Annotated in this window: 19 protein-coding genes and 1 pseudogene; 10 read left to right on the top strand and 10 right to left on the bottom strand. The window is 64.7% G+C overall.

Features of this window, described 5'->3' with window-relative positions; genetic code table 11:
• Positions 1 to 310: 310 nt before the first annotated feature.
• On the bottom strand, positions 311 to 1117 hold the full coding sequence (locus NMQ09_RS00105) for a DUF8170 family protein (RefSeq protein WP_255192431.1): 807 nt from the start codon (positions 1115 to 1117) through the stop codon (positions 311 to 313).
• A gap of 113 nt (positions 1118 to 1230) precedes the next feature.
• Here NMQ09_RS00105 and NMQ09_RS00110 point away from each other — a divergent pair, with 113 nt between their 5' ends.
• Together NMQ09_RS00110 and mntA are read left to right on the top strand one after the other, a co-directional pair.
• Positions 1231 to 1860, top strand: a complete 630-nt coding sequence (locus NMQ09_RS00110) for a hypothetical protein (protein WP_255192432.1) — start codon at positions 1231 to 1233, stop codon at positions 1858 to 1860.
• Positions 1861 to 1938: 78 nt separating this feature from the next.
• On the top strand, positions 1939 to 2397 hold the full coding sequence (gene mntA, locus NMQ09_RS00115) for a type VII toxin-antitoxin system MntA family adenylyltransferase antitoxin (RefSeq protein WP_255192433.1): 459 nt from the start codon (positions 1939 to 1941) through the stop codon (positions 2395 to 2397).
• On the opposite strand, the pseudogene NMQ09_RS21050 reads toward mntA, so the two are convergent.
• Positions 2330 to 2599: pseudogene (locus tag NMQ09_RS21050) on the bottom strand (toxin-antitoxin system TumE family protein); the annotation flags it as partial. The gene mntA and the pseudogene NMQ09_RS21050 sit on opposite strands and share 68 nt — an antisense overlap.
• Positions 2600 to 3325: 726 nt before the next feature.
• Between NMQ09_RS21050 and NMQ09_RS00120 the strand changes: the two are divergent.
• Positions 3326 to 4741 (top strand): hypothetical protein, encoded by a 1416-nt coding sequence (locus NMQ09_RS00120; protein ID WP_255192434.1) that lies wholly within the window; start codon positions 3326 to 3328, stop codon positions 4739 to 4741.
• A gap of 257 nt (positions 4742 to 4998) precedes the next feature.
• Here the strand turns inward: NMQ09_RS00120 and NMQ09_RS00125 are convergent, their stop codons facing one another.
• Positions 4999 to 5172: a hypothetical protein gene (locus NMQ09_RS00125; RefSeq protein WP_255192435.1), complete on the bottom strand. Its 174-nt coding sequence runs from the start codon at positions 5170 to 5172 to the stop codon at positions 4999 to 5001.
• A 263-nt stretch (positions 5173 to 5435) separates the two neighbouring features.
• Between NMQ09_RS00125 and NMQ09_RS00130 the strand changes: the two genes are divergently transcribed.
• From NMQ09_RS00130 to NMQ09_RS00140, 3 genes are all read left to right on the top strand, one after another.
• Positions 5436 to 5909: a pyridoxamine 5'-phosphate oxidase family protein gene (locus tag NMQ09_RS00130; RefSeq protein ID WP_255192436.1), complete on the top strand. Its 474-nt coding sequence runs from the start codon at positions 5436 to 5438 to the stop codon at positions 5907 to 5909.
• A 217-nt stretch (positions 5910 to 6126) separates the two neighbouring features.
• Entirely contained in the window at positions 6127 to 6366 is a 240-nt protein-coding gene (locus tag NMQ09_RS00135) for an antitoxin VapB family protein (protein WP_255192437.1), read from the top strand.
• Complete coding sequence (locus NMQ09_RS00140; protein WP_255192438.1) at positions 6363 to 6749, top strand: PIN domain-containing protein; 387 nt, start codon at positions 6363 to 6365, stop codon at positions 6747 to 6749. The genes NMQ09_RS00135 and NMQ09_RS00140 overlap by 4 nt, the downstream gene beginning before the upstream one ends.
• A gap of 73 nt (positions 6750 to 6822) precedes the next feature.
• On the opposite strand, the gene NMQ09_RS00145 is transcribed toward NMQ09_RS00140, so the two are convergent.
• A complete protein-coding gene (locus NMQ09_RS00145; RefSeq protein ID WP_255192439.1) occupies positions 6823 to 7557 on the bottom strand; it encodes an SDR family NAD(P)-dependent oxidoreductase in 735 nt (244 codons plus the stop codon).
• A 118-nt stretch (positions 7558 to 7675) separates the two neighbouring features.
• On the opposite strand from NMQ09_RS00145, the gene NMQ09_RS00150 reads away from it, so the two are divergent.
• The 3 genes from NMQ09_RS00150 to cruF all read left to right on the top strand — a co-directional run bounded on the left by NMQ09_RS00150 (position 7676) and on the right by cruF (position 10989).
• Positions 7676 to 9160 (top strand): phytoene desaturase family protein, encoded by a 1485-nt coding sequence (locus tag NMQ09_RS00150; protein WP_255192440.1) that lies wholly within the window; start codon positions 7676 to 7678, stop codon positions 9158 to 9160.
• 85 nt (positions 9161 to 9245) lie between these two features.
• On the top strand, positions 9246 to 10118 hold the full coding sequence (locus NMQ09_RS00155; RefSeq protein ID WP_255192441.1) for a prenyltransferase: 873 nt from the start codon (positions 9246 to 9248) through the stop codon (positions 10116 to 10118).
• Positions 10111 to 10989, top strand: coding sequence for a bisanhydrobacterioruberin hydratase (cruF, locus tag NMQ09_RS00160; RefSeq protein ID WP_255192442.1), 879 nt, complete (start codon positions 10111 to 10113; stop codon positions 10987 to 10989). The genes NMQ09_RS00155 and cruF overlap by 8 nt, the downstream gene beginning before the upstream one ends.
• 100 nt (positions 10990 to 11089) lie before the next feature.
• Here the strand turns inward: cruF and NMQ09_RS00165 are convergent, their stop codons facing one another.
• From NMQ09_RS00165 to NMQ09_RS00185, 5 genes are all read right to left on the bottom strand, one after another.
• The gene (locus NMQ09_RS00165; protein WP_345781274.1) at positions 11090 to 11461 is read right to left on the bottom strand and encodes a toxin-antitoxin system TumE family protein; all 372 of its coding nucleotides are present in this window, start codon (positions 11459 to 11461) and stop codon (positions 11090 to 11092) included.
• Positions 11462 to 11523: 62 nt separating this feature from the next.
• Entirely contained in the window at positions 11524 to 12042 is a 519-nt protein-coding gene (locus NMQ09_RS00170) for a DUF7342 family protein (RefSeq protein ID WP_255192444.1), read from the bottom strand.
• A gap of 184 nt (positions 12043 to 12226) precedes the next feature.
• Positions 12227 to 12511 (bottom strand): phosphoribosyl-ATP diphosphatase, encoded by a 285-nt coding sequence (hisE, locus tag NMQ09_RS00175; RefSeq protein WP_255192445.1) that lies wholly within the window; start codon positions 12509 to 12511, stop codon positions 12227 to 12229.
• Entirely contained in the window at positions 12512 to 12979 is a 468-nt protein-coding gene (locus NMQ09_RS00180) for a bifunctional nuclease family protein (RefSeq protein WP_255192446.1), read from the bottom strand.
• 90 nt (positions 12980 to 13069) lie between these two features.
• Entirely contained in the window at positions 13070 to 13705 is a 636-nt protein-coding gene (locus tag NMQ09_RS00185; RefSeq protein ID WP_255192447.1) for a metallophosphoesterase family protein, read from the bottom strand.
• 148 nt (positions 13706 to 13853) lie between these two features.
• Between NMQ09_RS00185 and NMQ09_RS00190 the strand changes: the two genes are divergently transcribed.
• Positions 13854 to 14483 carry a phosphoribosyltransferase gene (locus NMQ09_RS00190; RefSeq protein ID WP_255192448.1) on the top strand — a complete coding sequence of 210 codons (630 nt, stop codon included), beginning with the start codon at positions 13854 to 13856 and terminating at the stop codon, positions 14481 to 14483.
• Here the strand turns inward: NMQ09_RS00190 and solA are convergent.
• Entirely contained in the window at positions 14480 to 15610 is a 1131-nt protein-coding gene (solA, locus tag NMQ09_RS00195) for an N-methyl-L-tryptophan oxidase (RefSeq protein WP_255192449.1), read from the bottom strand. The genes NMQ09_RS00190 and solA overlap by 4 nt on opposite strands.
• Positions 15611 to 15624 lie beyond the last annotated feature (14 nt).

Here is a 15624-nt window from a genome sequence, read left to right on the forward strand (position 1 = left end):
AATCGTTTCAGTTGTTACTATAGTCGTGGGTGTCTCCCTCGAGTGGTCGTCGGTGGTCATCACGGCGGACGAGGTTCGATGGAGCGTCTGGAGACGACAGGTGTCTCTGGAGAGAACAATACCGCTTCAGAAGAGCGTTCAGGGTGTCATAGAATACGTCTCACACCCCTACCTGGTGATCATACGGGCCTCGCTCTGCCCCTCACTGCCTGAAAACACCATCTCAGAATTCAATCCGTGGTCAGGGTGGTCGGAATGTTCTGCTTGAGAGCTATTGTATGACACCCTCAGAGCGTTGGCAGTTCCACGTTCAAAGAAGATCGTTCGGATCGAATTCCGTCTCCCATTTCGGCCGCGTTGGTCCGGGCAGCTCATCAGCGTGAGCACGGAGTTCGGACAATGTGGTCCACGGATAGCACCGATTGAGCGCCTCGAATCGCTTAAAGAGGCTCAGGTGAACCCAGCTATACGAGGCTGGTGGCTCAGCAATCTCCCCATCTCGCTCAAGAAGGATATCGGTTAGCTCACGTTCGGTAATTTCGATCTCGCTCTCTTCAGCAACCCGCAGTAACGAAAGGAGCTCTCGCTTTCGCTCTTCATCGGATGCGTCCGAGTAGTACACTGTGAGTGCTGCAGTAATAATATCCTCCCGAGTATTGAGACTCTCCTGAGCAACCCCGACATAATCACGTGGGAGAACAAACGTTTTCGACGAAAACAGCGCCCGAATAACGCCGAGTTCCGGACTTTCGCCGCCGTCTTCTTTCTCATAGACCCCAGCGATGTACGTTGCGGCCTCCCCAAGCAGGTTGAGCTTGATATCGAACTCGGGAATGACCGTTGTAGTGAGCTCCATCGTGTCACCTAACACAATCGACTCTGCAGTAGCGGGCATATTTAGCCGATTGGCGAATTCTCGAAGGCGATAGCCATATTCGCCGCGATAGCTCCCGAGAACGAGATAACTTACAGTAGCTTGCTCAAACCGTGGAAGTTCCTCGTTCATATATTGAACAACCGCATGATAATCGCTTGGGGGTGCGTCTACCCCGTCGAAAATCCGCTCGACTGCTCGGTAGAGTGCAGTCGAGTTTCGTGGAACACGTGGCCCGCTCATGTGATTCACTACTACTGTTCGGGTTTAAATCTTTAGAAGCAGGTTGGTTCCCAGAGCAAATCACAACTTGTTCGATCCGAACAGTTACGGTGGTAGAGACTGAAACAACGAACATGAGCAATAGCGCCAACGACGTGCGGGAGTCCACCCCGCAGCCCTCCCCATTTGGTGGTGACGACGTCATGCCGTTCGAGAAACAGCGGCGTGCACATCGGTTTCTCACGCAGGAAACCCGCTACCACATCATCCAGGCGATTCTCGGCCATCCATCCCATCTCGCTACACTCGACGAACTCGAGTATCTCGTGCCGAAAAACCGCTCGACGATCCGAGAGCATCTCGATCGACTCGCCGAGAAACACATCATGGATAAGTATGTCTACGAGGGCGACGCGGCTGGTCAGTACGACCCACGCGAGTTTTGGGGACTGACCAGGTACGGGATCACCCTCCTCGATGAGTATGACTATCTCCGCTACGCACCCGTACTACGAGCGCTCCAGGATAATCTCCACCTTACCGAGAAGATCGAACGACACCGAACTGCACCTCGGCCATCGCTTCCAGAAACCGTTGACCAAGCGTTCAGGGCGCCTGACCTCGAGGCTGACACGAAAGAAGCGATTGACGCTGCACTGACTGTACAGCAATCCGACTCGCTCTTCGATGCGCCCCCAATCAAATACGACTCCAACACAGAGACTGCCGAGAACGCAGATCGCCCCATCGATGAATTATTTTAATCCTGGGCGTGCACCCACCGCAAACTGATAAGACAAACCGAGACGATAGGTAACGTATTGCCCAACGAAGGACCTACTGTGTCGGACGTCCAGTCAGATGCGACCGATCTCGAGGCAATTCGATCGGTGCTCGCTGACAACGACGTTCGGTACGCCATCGTATTCGGATCGGTTGCTCGAGGCGAAGACACGGCTACCTCGGATATCGACCTCTGTCTCCGGTTCTCCGATGACCTTTCCCCGCGAGAACGGTTCGATCGACGGAACCGGATCGATTCGGTCGTCCAGCGATACGCAACGCAGTTCGTCGACGTAAGTGATCTGGAGGCAATCCCCGACGACGTTGCCTTGAACGCGCTCCGTGATGGGGTCGTGATCTATGGCAACGAGACGACGAAAGATACGGATGAACAGCACGTGAACTACTCCGCCCTACTCGCCTGCTCGTTCCCGCTTAGCTTCGCTCCGCTCAGTCACGGAAGATCGAAGAGCTTCCGAACGACCCCGAGGCTTCTCCCTTCCCGCAGTTCACAGTAGACGCCATCTCTGAGAAAACCATCGAGAGGACGTCACGCCAGTTCGCTGGATGCGACGTATCGTCACCAGGTGTCGGTGCATCTGGCCCCGGATGGACGTGGTCACGGGCGTTGTGACCGGAAGGATGTCTGTCCCATCGGTGATCGAACGCTCCGGTCTCGTGCTCCTCGTGGTAGTGGAGCGAGAAATCTCCGTTTTCGAACCGAGAGCATAATAGCGTCGTTGAGACCGACGGCCTCCGTGATGCCATCGACGCCTGGCGTGGCGGCGAGATCGGTACCGATCTGCTCCGGGACGTCATCGACGCCTGGCGAAGCGGTGACCCGATCGACGGCGACAAAGCGGGTGCGAGCGTCGAGCGATTCGGTACCGCCAACCTGGCGCTGGCTGGCTGATCGACGGGCTGATCGAGACCAGCCGCCCCATCTCGGGGACTGAGCGATCGTTTCGATTCGCCACAGCTATTCATTTCTCACACAATCCACTAGTAAGATTTCATTTCCTGCCGTGCCTGTCGTCCTCATGTCTCGTCTGCGGAGATGAACGCCGACCGATCCACCGAGGACGACGCCGTGCCCGGGTGAACCGTCACGATAACGACGACGATCGAACCAGTGGATTGCTCGAGGGCGGCCGGATCAGGCGCGACCCAGCTCCAGGGCTATCACATCACCTCGGTCGGCTGTTCTGACTGATTGACGGTATCGAGTGCGGAGACGTCGGTCGTCCTGCCCCGAACACGGACTGTCGCCCGTACGGATCGCATTCGAACCCTGTCAGGCAGGAATCGACCAGCAGTCGCGTAATTGTTCTGTTCACGGATTCTCTTGGAAATAGTCATCTCGTGCTGATCATCAGCCTCATCGGTAGTTGAACATGCAGCCATTCGGTTTACCCTTCACGCCCGTCTGAAGTTTCACTTGCAGGCATGAGTGCACAACAGCTGATAGCCGTCACCCTGGCGCTGATTATGCTGGCGTCGGGCTTCGCCGCAGCGGGTGCGGCGGCCCCGGGCGCAGCCAACGTGACGGACGAACACGACGAACAGGGCGAAGAGATCCACGTAACGATCGAACAGGCGACGATCTTCGTGATCCACGAGGACCACGTCGATGACGAACACGACGTCGACGCCGAAGACGAGGCGGCGACCGACGCGGAGGATGACGCCGGAGCGGAAGACGATGAAGAACTCGACGCGGAGGATGACGCCCTCGACGAGACCGATGAACTGAACGACGTCGACGCCGAGGACGTCGAGCGCTACGACGACGTCACCATCGAGGTGACCCTCGAGATGGCGGAGTTCGTCAGCCTCGATGCGGTCGACGAGCACGCGGATGAGGCCGACGCACCTGCTGAGGACGACGATGCCCTCGACGAGGACGACGCCGTTGACGAGGAAGATGACGCTCTCGACGAGGACGACGAGCTGAACGACAACGATGTCGCCGAGGATCGTGAGGTGACCATCGACCACGCGACCGTCTTCGTCGTCGTGGACGGCCCCGTCGACGAACTCGATGACGAGGACGTCAACGACAACGACGTCGAAACGAACGCGGACGATGCCCTCGACGAGGAAGATGACGCCCTCGACGAGGACGACGCTATGGGCGAGGAAGATGACGCCCTCGACGAGGACGATGCCGTTGACGAGGAAGATGACGCTCTCGACGAGGACGACGATGCCATGGACGACGACGAGGTGAACGACCTCGACGAGGACCGCATCGACCACGCGACCATCTTCGTCGTCGTTGACCACGAGCCGGTCGACGATAACGATGCCCTCGACGAGGACGACGCCGTTGACGAGGAAGACGACGCCCTCGACGAGGAAAATGACGCAATAGACGAGGACGACGCCGTTGACGAGGAAGACGATGCCCTCGACGAGGAGGATGACGCCGTTGACGAGGACGACGCCGTTGACGAGGAAAATGACGTCGACGACGCCCTCGATCTGACCATCGAGCAGGCGACCATCATCGTTTACGCTGACGAGACGTTCGACGACCTGACCGACCTCGACGAGGAGAATGCCATGGACGAGGATGACGCCCTCGACGAAGAAGACGACGCCGTTGACGAGGATGATGCCCTCGACGAAGAAGACGATGCCATGGACGAAGACGACGCCCTCGACGAGGACCGGATTGACGTGACCATCGAGCAGGCGACCATCTACGTCTTCGCCGACGAACCCGTCGACGAACCCGTCGACGAACCCGTCGACGACGTGGCGGACGATGACACGACCGACGAGAACAACGACGTGAACGACGACGCGAACGACGACGACGGCCAGGCCAGCCTGCAAGCCACCTCCTGCGCCTGCTAACCGTCCATCGATCCCCCGGTATCCGTTTTTTTGACGGCTGATCCGCTCGAGGAGCGGTGCGACCCGGCTTCTGGACGGCTGCCCAGGGCGTTCACTCGCGGGCCGACGTCTGGTGGTCGGCGATCAGCGAGTACAGCGGCATAGACGCGGATTTGCCCCGGCGCGTGGCGAAGGTGCGCTACGCTGGCGCCCGGCTACTGTCGGAACCACTCCACGCTATGTCCCGGCGAACGGTTCGAGAACCAGCCGACGGCGCGTCAGCTGACGACCAGGTAGAGCAGGTAGACGACGGCGGCGATGATCGCGAGCGTGAACAGGGTGGTGACGATCGACCAGACGATCCCAAAGAGGATCGACAGGACCTGGAGGACGACGTACACCCCGATGAGGACGACGACCAGGAGGCCGATGAGTCGGAGGAGGTCTGCCATGCTGTGTGATTCTTCACGTCACCGGATAAATGTTTCAGGTGAGCAGGGGTGGTCGACGGCTCACTGGACAGGAACAGGCGAGTGCGCACGCCACACGACGCTCGCCCACTGGCTCGAGCGCACGCCCGCCACGCTCGAGTCGGCTATCGAGACTCGGCAGCGGCCGACAGCGCCGCCTCGAAGGGACGAGAGTGGGTTCGCCCCGAAGTTCGGTTGGTTGGCCCGGGGAAAACGCTCAAGCCGTCACCGCGAGCACGGGGCGTATGGCGATCGAACTCGACGCGGACGAGCGCTGGGAACTGCTCGAGGAGGGGATGGTGATGCGTCTCGCGACCGTCGACCCGTACGGCCTGCCACACGTGGTGCCGATCTGGTACGTCGCCGATCGTGAGACCGGCTGTATCTACTTCTCGACGCCCGAGGACTCCCGGAAGGTGCGCGACCTCGAGGAGACGCCCAAGGCGTCGCTCACCGTGGACGAGGGGGCGTACTACTTCGATCTCCGGGCGGTGGTCGTCGAGGGCACCGTCTCGGTCCTCGAGGACGCAGACGAGCGCGAGCGGATCGAACGCGCGTGGTGTCGGAAGTACTTCGACCAGGACGAACGTCCCGAGTACATGTCGCTGCTCTACCAGGGCCGACCGTGGGAGTGGTTCCGCGTCGAGCCGTCGCGGTGGCTCTCCTGGGACAACTCGGCGATCGACCTCGAGCGGCTGCGCGAGCGACGAGGCGAGTGATCGATCGACCCGGGCAAGGGCTCCATCACCTGACACCGCAGGCGAGGGGATCCCCGAGCGACCGGCACGATGAGAGCAACGCCTCGTCGGCCTCGAGGCGAGTCCGGTGAGGCGAGTCGGCGTCGGCGATCCTGCTGCAAACGAGCACCGACGGAGCGGGCACGGCCTGGTATCGATCCGGGAAAGATTGAAACGTGCTGTATACGACGTATACACCATGGGAACGCGGACGGTTCGGCTGGACGAGGACACCTACGAACGGATCAGGTGCCGGAAGCGACCCGACGAGACGTTCTCCGAGGCGATCGACCGGCTCACCGACACGCCGTCACTCGCCGAGCTCGGCGGCATCGTCGACGAGGCGCGCGTCGAACGGATGGAAGCGGCGATCGAATCCGCCGACGAGGCCGACGAGGCGGAAGTCGACGACGTACTCGAGGAGTTCGGCGGTCGATGATCGCCGACACGTCGTTCCTGATCGACCTGTTGAAAGACGACGCGGACGCCCACGAGAAACTCCGGGAACTGGAGGGGCGCAACGAGCCGATCAAGATTCCGGCGATGGCCGTCCTCGAGCTCGGGATCGGGATCGGTGCGGCGCTGTCGGACGAAGAGAAACGGGCCGTCAGGGCGATTCTCGAGCCCCATCCGATCGTCCCGATGGACCACCGAATCGCCATGCGCGCGGGCGTCCGGATCGGCGAGGTCGACGCGTCGACGATGAAAAAACGGAAAGGTGACGCCGCGATCGGCGCGACCGCCGACCTCGAGGGCGAACCGGTGCTCACGCGGAACGTCGACGACTTCGAGCGCCTGGGATTCGAGACGGTGACCTACTGAGTTCGAGCGAATCGTGGCCGCGTGAGATCGATGTCTGGAAGCCAGAACGATCGGGCACACGGTCCGCTCGAGCTCACCGCGTCGCCGTCTTCCACTCCCTGAGCCCGACGATTTCGCCGTCTAGCTCGTCCGGATCGGCCTCGGTCGCCGCCCAGACGAACATCCCGGCGACCGACTCGGGGTCGCGGCCAGCGCCGCCGGTGAGGTCGGTGGCGAGCACCCCGGGCTCGAGGCAGCCCACGACGTACTCGGTGTCGGCGGCGAAGCCCCGAACGACGGCTTCGGCGCCGGCTTTCGAGATCGCGTACGCGCCGTAGCCCGGTTTGGCCTCGCGGGCGACAGCTCCGGTTGGGACCAGGATTCGCGCGCCGTCGGTCAGGTGCGCGAGCGCCTCGGTGATCGTCGTGAAGACGCCGCGGGCGTTCGTTCGCCAGCTGTCGTCGAACGCGGTGTAGGACTCGGCGTCGGTCGGCGTCTCCCCCGCCTCGCCGTGGTAGATCCCCGCCGCCGCGACCACGACGTCGATCCCGCCTCGCTCCCCGAACCGCGAAGCCGTCTCCACCAGCCGTTCGACGTCGAACTCGTCGCGCACGTCGGTTCGCAGGCCGGCCGCCGTCCCGCCCGCGTCCTCGAGGTCGGCGACCACGTTCTCGACCGCGTCGGCGTCTCGAGCACCCACGACGACGGCCGCGCCCGCCGACGCGAACGCCTGCGCGACCGCCCGCCCGATGCCGCCCGTGCCGCCGGTCACGACGACCGTTTGCCCGTCGAGGCCCGGTTCTCCGTCGGGATCCGTCCGTTCGTCCATACGTGTGCTACGGCGCCAGTCCACAGGAACCCACCGGAGGCGGAACCGCTCGTTTCGGCCGAAACCCCTACGCACGTAAGACGTACGCTTATCAACGAGCCGATACTCACTCACTACCATGAAATCGCTGGCCGGGGAGTCGGTCGTCGTGATCGGGAGCGGCGTCGGCGGCCTCTCGAGCGCCTGCTATCTGGCCGGCGCGGGCGCCGACGTCCGAGTGATCGAGAAGAACGAACAGCTCGGCGGCCGCGCGTCGGTACTCGAGGTCGACGGCTTCCGGTTCGACATGGGGCCGTCGTGGTATCTGATGCCCGACGTCTTCGAGCGCTTTTTCGGCCACTTCGACCGGACGCCCACCGACTACTACGAACTCACCCACCTCGATCCGCACTATCGAATCTTCTTCAAAGATGGTGATCGGGTGGACATCACCCCGAATCTCGAGCGCACCAAACGGCGCTTCGAGGCGTACGAGGACGGCGCGGGCGAGGCCTTAGAGCGCTACCTCGAGAAGTCGGAACTCAACTACGAGGTCGGGATGAAACACTTCGTCTACGAGGATCGCTCGCGGCTGCGGGACTTCCTCGACCTCGACGTCGCCCGGCAGGCCCGCGGGCTCTCGCTTCTGGGCTCGATGCAGGGCCACGTCGAGAACTACTTCGAGCACCCGAAACTCCAGCAGATCATGCAGTACACGCTGGTCTTTCTCGGCGGCTCGCCGCGGAACACGCCAGCGCTGTACAACCTGATGAGCCACGTCGACTTCAACCTCGGCGTCTGGTACCCCGAAGAGGGCCTCGGCGGCGTCATCGACGGGATGGTCGAACTCGGCACCGAACTCGGCGTCGAGTACGTCACCGACTGCCCGGCGACCGAGATCAAAGGCCGCGAAGGCGGGTTTCTCGTCGAGAGCCCGAAAGGCGACCTCGAGGCGGATTTCGTGGTGAGCAACGCCGACTACGCCCACACCGAACAGGAGCTGCTCCCGCCCGAGAAACGGGGCTACGACGCCGACTACTGGGCGTCGCGAACGTACGCCCCCTCCGCCTTCCTCTGCTATCTCGGCGTCGAGGGCGACGTCGAGGAACTCGCCCACCACACGCTCGTGCTGCCGACGGAGTGGGAGGAGCACTTCGCCCAGATCTTCGACGAGCCCGCCTGGCCCGACGACCCCGCCTACTACCTCTGTGTGCCCTCGAAGACCGACGACGCCGTCGCCCCCGAGGGCCACAGCAACCTCTTCGTGCTCGTCCCCATCGCGCCCGGCCTTGAGGACACCCCCGAGGTGCGCGCCGAGTACCGCGACCTCGTGCTCGCGGACGTCGCCGAGCACACGGGCGTCGATCTGCGCGATCGGATCGTCGTCGAGGAGACGTTCAGCGTCGAGGACTTCGCCGACCGCTACAACAGCTTCCGGGGGACGGCGCTGGGGATGGCCCACACGCTCCGCCAGACGGCGCTGTTCCGGCCGCCGCGCCGGTCAAAGGCTGTCGACGGCCTCTACTTCGCCGGCTCCTACACCACCCCCGGCATCGGCGTCCCGATGTGTCTCATCAGCGGCGAACTGACGGCCGAGGCCGTCCTCGAGGACCACGGAGCGTGACGGTGACGATGACTGGCTCGAGGGATCGCTCGTCGACCGATTGCGCTCGTGCGCACACTGCGGGTGGCACTCGAGGTGGCCCGCCGTGACGGCGAACCGGACGACGAGCGCAGCCGGGGGTTCGCTCGACCGGCTCGCCTACCTGCTGACGCTCTCGCGGCCGCGCTTCTGGCTCTACCTCGCCGGGCCGGTACTCGTCGGCGTCGCCTACGCCGCGACGACCACCGACGAGTTGTTCGCCCCCGCGGCGGTCGCCCTCTTCGCGTACTTCCTCCTGCCGGCGAACGTCTTCCTCTACGGGATCAACGACGTCTTCGACCGCGAGATCGACGCCGAGAACCCGAAGAAGGAGGGCCGAGAGGCGCGCTACGAGGGCCAGCGGTTCGTCCCCATCGTCGTCGCGGGCTGTGCCCTCCTCGGAGTCGCCCTCGTCGCCGTCGTCCCGCCCGCGGCGTGGCCGTGGCTCGCCATCTTTCTCGTCCTCGGGGCCGCCTACAGCGCGCCGCCAGCCAGGTTCAAGACCACGCCCCTGCTCGACTCGGTCTCGAACGGCCTCTACATCGCCCCCGGGGCGGCCGCCTACGCCGCCGTCGCCGGGAGCCAGCCGCCCGCCCTCGCGATCGTCGGTGGCTGGCTCTGGGCGATGGGGATGCACACGTTCTCGGCGATTCCCGACCTCGAGCCCGACCGGCGGGCGGGCATTCAGACTACGGCAACGGTGCTCGGCGAGTCCCGGACGTACGCCTACTGCGCCGGGACCTGGCTCGCCGCCGCCGTCGCGTTCGCCGCCCTCGATCTCCGACTGGGCGCGCTCATGCTCGTCTACCCCGCCCTCGTCGCGGCGATCGCGACCGCGAGCGTCGGCGTTTCCCGGGCGTACTGGTGGTTCCCCGCGATCAACACCGTCGTCGGCGCGGCGCTGACGATGGGTGGCCTCTGGGGGGTGGCCCATGGCTAACGACGCCGGCGCGAGCCACGCCGAACCGTCCTGGACGCGCACCGACGTCCAGCGACGGCTCGAGGGCGTGATCCGCGAGAACCGCTTCACCATCGCCGTGATCTTCCCGCTCGTGGGTGCGGTGACCCTCGTCGGGAGCGCGGAGGGGTTGTTGCCGGGGCCGCTCGAGTACAACCCCCTGCTGATCCTCTTCGGAACGCTGGTGATGCGTTCGCCGCTGCTCGTCGGACTCCTCCCGCGGATCGGCTGGTGGGCGCTGGGCTGTCTCGGCGTCCTCACGGCCTACACCTACGCCATCGAACTCGTCGGGGTGCGCACCGACTGGCCCTACGGCGCCTTCGAGTACACGATCCAGCTGGGCCCGATGCTGATCGGCGAAGTGCCCCTCGCACTGCCGGTGTTTTTCATCCCGCTCGTGCTCAACGCCTACCTGCTCACCCTGCTGGTGCTCGGCGACTGGCGCGACAACGTCGTCGTCCGACTCTTCACGGCGATCGTCGCCGTCGTCGCGATCGACCTCGTGCTCGACCCCGCCGCCGTCGCCGTCGGCTTCTGGGCGTTCACCCCGCCCGGTCCGTACTACGGCGTGCCCGTCAGCAACTACCTCGGCTGGGTGCTCTCCGGGGCCGTCGCCGTTACCCTCGTCGACCTCGCGTTCGACCGGGCGGGACTGCTCGAGCGCGTGCGTTCGTGTGAGTTCATCCTCGACGACCTGGTGAGCTTCGTCCTGCTGTGGGGGACGATCAACCTCCTCTACGGCAACTGGGCCGCCGCCGCGGTCGCCGGCGCGTTCTGCGTCGGGCTGTTCCGGACCGACCGGTACGACCTCGAGCTGGTGCGGACCGCGCTGCCGTCTGCGAGCGGGCGATGACGCATCAGAACTGGTTTGGCCACCAACATCAGTAACCCAGAACTCGCCGGGGAAGAAAGTCGAGTGGGAGCGAACGACGAAGGAGTACGAGTGGACCCGGCTACTGCTCCTCCCACAACGTCTCGATGCGTTCCTCGACGCGAGCGAGTACGAGACGACACACGTCACGATGGTCGTCCGGCCACTGTGCGTCCTCTGCATCGGTACGACTGGCGTCTGGCGGCGGATGGAAGTGATCTCGCGAATTGTGCTCGTTCGGATGCCGATCCCACCGACACTTCCACACGCCGTCCCGACACTCCTCCTGGTAGTGGAAGTTGAAGTCGTCGTTGCGGTACCAGCGAATCTCGAGGCGAGCGGATGCCTCAGTCGGATAGTAGTCACCGGAAAGCTCGACGCAGAGAGACAGGTTCCCTTCCGCAACGATCTCCGCCGACTCGAACGTGCGACGCCCGCGAAACCGAGAACGCATCCGCTCCAACACCGCCCGGTCTATTGGTGCGGGACTCGCACCGTCGTCGGCCGGCACCATCGTCAGGTGTGTGACGGGGCCGTCTGCCCAACGGCCTTCCTCCGCGCACGCTCGTGTAAGCGACGCTCCTCGATGGCAGTCGCCCACTCACCGAGATCCACGTACACGTCGTCAACCCGCTCCGCATCGAACTCGAGGACGTTGACCGCAGCGGGCGACTCCACGCCGTATTCGTCGCGGTACTCCTCGAGTCGCTCGGTCAGCTCCGAGACGCGAGCTTGCAACTCCTCGACGGTGTTCTCCCGCGCCAACTCGTTCACCCGGCGCCACTCGAAGTAGTCGTCGTTGCGTTCGTATCTGACAGGTCGCCCTTCGTGCCGAATAACGATCCCGAGGTCGGCGTAGAAGGATAGGTGTGTCCGCGCCGACTCCGTCGAGCAGTCCGCCCGCTCGGCAATGGTGGCTGCCGTCGTCGGTTCTCGGGCGTGTAGCACCGCGCCGTACACCCGTTGTTTCGTGTCCTCGCCTTCGAACGGTCTATCGAACGGGGGCGGGCCATCGGGGCGGGTGTCGTCCGTCATACTTCTATCAACGGGTCAATCCCACATATTTCTTCTTATAGCCAAAATATATTGTTCGAGGCCAAGCAGTCGATCTAACTTTCCTTCTCGACGACTCCTGAAGAATCGAGATGCACGACGCCACCGTGCTGACTGCACGCGCTGTATGGTGGACGGACCGAAAACAGTATCCAAGGAACGCAGCCTACCGCCGCGCCTCGAGTTCGGCCTGCAACTCCTCGAGCTCCATCCCTTTCATCGAGAGCAACACGAGCAGGTGGTAGACGATGTCGGCGGCCTCGTGGGCCAGCTCCTCGCGGTCGTCGTCTTTCGCCGCTAACACCAGTTCGGTCGTCTCCTCGCCGAGTTTCTCGAGCACCGCGTTCTCGCCTTTCTCGTGGGTAAAGAGCGAGGCGGTGTACGAGCCCTCGGGCAGCGTCTCCTTGCGGTCCTCGATGACCGCGAACAGCTCCTCGAGCGTGTCGTCCATCTATAGTTCACCGGGTACGTCACGGAGGTCTTCTAACTGCTCGAACTTCTCGCTGTCGTCACGCCCGTTCGCGAAGACCTCGTCGGTGAGCTCGATGGGGACGTTCGTTCGGGCGGCGAGCGCGAGCGAGTCGCTCGGTCTGGCGTCGATGACGACCGAGTCGCGGGGCGTCTCGAGGTGGAGGTCGGCGATGTACGTCCCGCCCATGCCGTCCTCACGTTCCTGGATCTCGCTGACGACGACGCGGTCGATCCGGCCGCCGAGTTCCTCCATCACGTCGAGTAAGAGGTCGTGGGTCAGCGGCCGGCCGATGTCCTCGGCCTCGAGTCCACGCGCGATGCTGGTCGCCTCCTCGAAGCCGATGAAGATCGGCACGACGTCGTCTTCGCCCTCGACTGCGAGCACGAGAACGGGAACCGGACCCTGGGGCGTGCCGGCGACTCGCACCGCGTCGATGGATGCCTTCATAGGGCACCGAACGGGGGCGAGCGGGAAAAACCTGTACGCCGCGCAGGCAGTCTCACGCCAGCACCGCGACAGCCGCCTGTCGGCGGACGACTACTCGTCCGCCACCTCGTGTGACTCGAGCGTCAGCGTCTCGACGTCGAGCGTGTAGTACCCCTCCCAGACCGGGGCGAGGCTCACGACGCGCGTCCCTGCAAGTTCGGCCTCGCGGTGGCGGTGGTGGTGACCGACGAGACAGAGAGCCGGCGAGAGGGTCTCGAGCAACGCGTTCACGTGCTCACAGCCGGGATCGTAGCCGTAGGAGAGCAGCCCGCGCGGGGCCTCGTGGGTGAGAACGACGTCCACGTCGCGCAGGTCGGCGGCGCGCTCGACGTCCTCGCGGGTGAAGTGGCGGCGTCGACCGCCCTCGAGGTCGCGCCGTGGCCGGTCGAACTGCGTCGGGGCGTAGTTCCCCGAGAGGCCAGCGACGCACAGTCCGTCCACCGTGGCCGCCGTACTTGCGAGCAGGTGGGCGTTGCGAGTCGCCGGCGGTCCTCGCCCCGCCCGGAGCGCGTCGATCACGTCGAGCTCCTCGTTGTTGCCGGCGACGAACCAGGTCGGTGCGGGCAGGTCGTAGTACTCGAGGTCGCCGACCTGGAGGACGGCGTCGGGGTCGACGGCCTCGTAGAGGTTCAACAGCGTTTCCCGATTCGCCGGCTCCGAGGCGTGGACGTCGCCGAGGACGAGCATCGGTCGACGTTCGATGGCGAGCGGGATAACCCCCCGCCACGGAGTCGACGGACCCGGTCCCGCCCGTCTGCCGTCGGCCCGGCCGGGTCGCGAGGACGCGAGCGGACCGCATGAAACAACGAAGGTACTGGGCGTCGACCGGGCACCTATGTTCGACGATCGAACCGACGCCGGCGAACGGCTCGCAGCCGACCTCTCCCGTCGAGGCGTCGACGCGGACGTGGTCCTCGGGATTCCGCGTGGCGCACTCCCAGTCGCTCGCCCGGTGGCGGACGAACTCGAGGCGGAACTCGACGTCGTGGTGGCGTCGAAGATCGGCGCCCCGACCAACCCCGAACTCGCCATCGGCGCGGTCGCGAGCGACGGGAGCGTCTGGCGAAACGAGGGCCTCGTCGCCCGACTCGGCGTCTCAGAAGGGTACGTCGAGCAGGAACGCGAGCGCGAGGCGACCTACGCCCGCGAGAAGGCCGATCGCTACCGCGACGACGGGATCGTCCCCGACCTCGAGGGCAAACGGGTCGTCGTCGTCGACGATGGCGTCGCGACCGGCGCGACTGCGCGGGCGTGTCTCCGACAGGTCACCGAGGCCGGCGCCGACCACGTCGTCCTCGCGGTCCCCGTCGGCTCACCCGACTCACTCGAGGAGATCGCAAGCGAGGTCGACGAGGTCGTCGCCCTCGAGCGACCCCCTCACTTCGGTGCCGTCGGACAGTTCTACCGGCAGTTCGGCCAGGTCTCCGACGAGGAGGCGATCACGTACCTCGACGACCGGCCCTAGAACCGCTCGAGCGAGAACATCCCGATCTCGTGGTCGGTCTCGCCCTCGAGCGCGAGGTCCGCGAGAACCTCGCCGACGACGCTCGCGAACTTGAAGCCGTGGCCCGAAAAGCCCGCGCCGACGGCGACCTGCGGGTGGTCTGGTAGCGTGTCGAGCACGAAGTGCTCGTCGGGCGTGTTGGTGAAGATGCAGGTCTCGAGGCGCATCGTCGGCCCGTTGGCGTCGGGGAAATACCGCTCGAGGAACGACCGGAGGACGCGCTCGTCTTCGGGTTTGGGCTCGCGTTCGAACGCGTCGGGGTCGATCGTCTCCTCGCGGTGGTGGTACTTGCCGAGTTTGACCCCCGGGACGCCGTGGGTGGGGAAGCCGTAGAAGTAGCCCTCGGGCCCCTCGAAGAGCCACACCGGGAACGACTCGGGCGTGAACCGTTCCGGAGCCGACGGCTGGAACCAGCCCACCACCTGCCGCTCGGGGACGAGCACGTCCGCGAGCTCGTCGACGAAGCGGGCGGCCCACGGCCCAGCGGTGATCACCAGCCGGTCGGCCTCGTAGGCGTCCTCGACCGTCTCGACGCGGACGCCGTCGTCGGGCGTCGGCCGCCAGCCGACGACGCGCTCGCGGGCACGGATCGTCGCCCCCGCGCGGTGGGCGCGCTCGGCGTGGGCGACGGTGCACTCCTCGGGGTCGAGAGAGCCACCGTCGGGCTGGTAGAGCGCGACGTACTCCTCCGGGACGTCGTAGGCGGGGTAGCGCTCAAGGAGTTCGTCACTCGAGAGGCGTTCGTACTCGAGGCCGTGTTCCTCACACGAGCGCGTCGAGCCCTCGATCAGCGAACAGTCCGGCGGCCCGACCTCGAGCGAGCCCGTGCGATGGAGCAGGGTCCGGTCGTGGTCGGCCTCGAGGTCGTCCCAGAGCTCGTAGGCGCGCTCGAGCAGCGGGACGTAGGCAGGGTCCTCGAAGTAGGCCTTCCTGATGATCCGGGAGTTCCCGTGAGAAGAGCCGTAGTCGTGCGGGACGTCGTAGCGCTCGAGGCCGAGCACGTCGACGCCGCGGTCGGCGAGGTGGGCGACGGTCGCCGCCCCCATCCCGCCGACGCCGATCACGATCACGTCGTATCGGGTGGTCATGTGCCAGCGGTAAG

Origin of the sequence: Natronobeatus ordinarius, from assembly GCF_024362485.1 — an archaeon.
In the GTDB taxonomy this organism is placed as follows: domain Archaea; phylum Halobacteriota; class Halobacteria; order Halobacteriales; family Natrialbaceae; genus Natronobeatus; species Natronobeatus ordinarius.

Bases quoted from the DNA above. Each gene is read 5' to 3' on its own strand.
- NMQ09_RS00140 (WP_255192438.1), top strand. From the start codon at position 6,363: ATGATCGCCGACACGTCGTTCCTGATCGACCTGTTGAAAGACGACGCG.
- NMQ09_RS00125 (WP_255192435.1), bottom strand. From the start codon at position 5,172: ATGGCAGACCTCCTCCGACTCATCGGCCTCCTGGTCGTCGTCCTCATC.
- NMQ09_RS00130 (WP_255192436.1), top strand. From the start codon at position 5,436: ATGGCGATCGAACTCGACGCGGACGAGCGCTGGGAACTGCTCGAGGAG.
- NMQ09_RS00135 (WP_255192437.1), top strand. From the start codon at position 6,127: ATGGGAACGCGGACGGTTCGGCTGGACGAGGACACCTACGAACGGATC.
- solA (WP_255192449.1), bottom strand. From the start codon at position 15,610: ATGACCACCCGATACGACGTGATCGTGATCGGCGTCGGCGGGATGGGG.
- hisE (WP_255192445.1), bottom strand. From the start codon at position 12,511: ATGGACGACACGCTCGAGGAGCTGTTCGCGGTCATCGAGGACCGCAAG.
- NMQ09_RS00185 (WP_255192447.1), bottom strand. From the start codon at position 13,705: ATGCTCGTCCTCGGCGACGTCCACGCCTCGGAGCCGGCGAATCGGGAA.
- NMQ09_RS00170 (WP_255192444.1), bottom strand. From the start codon at position 12,042: ATGACGGACGACACCCGCCCCGATGGCCCGCCCCCGTTCGATAGACCG.
- NMQ09_RS00150 (WP_255192440.1), top strand. From the start codon at position 7,676: ATGAAATCGCTGGCCGGGGAGTCGGTCGTCGTGATCGGGAGCGGCGTC.
- NMQ09_RS00145 (WP_255192439.1), bottom strand. From the start codon at position 7,557: ATGGACGAACGGACGGATCCCGACGGAGAACCGGGCCTCGACGGGCAA.
- NMQ09_RS00105 (WP_255192431.1), bottom strand. From the start codon at position 1,117: ATGAGCGGGCCACGTGTTCCACGAAACTCGACTGCACTCTACCGAGCA.
- NMQ09_RS00190 (WP_255192448.1), top strand. From the start codon at position 13,854: ATGTTCGACGATCGAACCGACGCCGGCGAACGGCTCGCAGCCGACCTC.
- NMQ09_RS00180 (WP_255192446.1), bottom strand. From the start codon at position 12,979: ATGAAGGCATCCATCGACGCGGTGCGAGTCGCCGGCACGCCCCAGGGT.
- NMQ09_RS00120 (WP_255192434.1), top strand. From the start codon at position 3,326: ATGAGTGCACAACAGCTGATAGCCGTCACCCTGGCGCTGATTATGCTG.
- NMQ09_RS00165 (WP_345781274.1), bottom strand. From the start codon at position 11,461: ATGCGTTCTCGGTTTCGCGGGCGTCGCACGTTCGAGTCGGCGGAGATC.
- NMQ09_RS00110 (WP_255192432.1), top strand. From the start codon at position 1,231: ATGAGCAATAGCGCCAACGACGTGCGGGAGTCCACCCCGCAGCCCTCC.
- cruF (WP_255192442.1), top strand. From the start codon at position 10,111: ATGGCTAACGACGCCGGCGCGAGCCACGCCGAACCGTCCTGGACGCGC.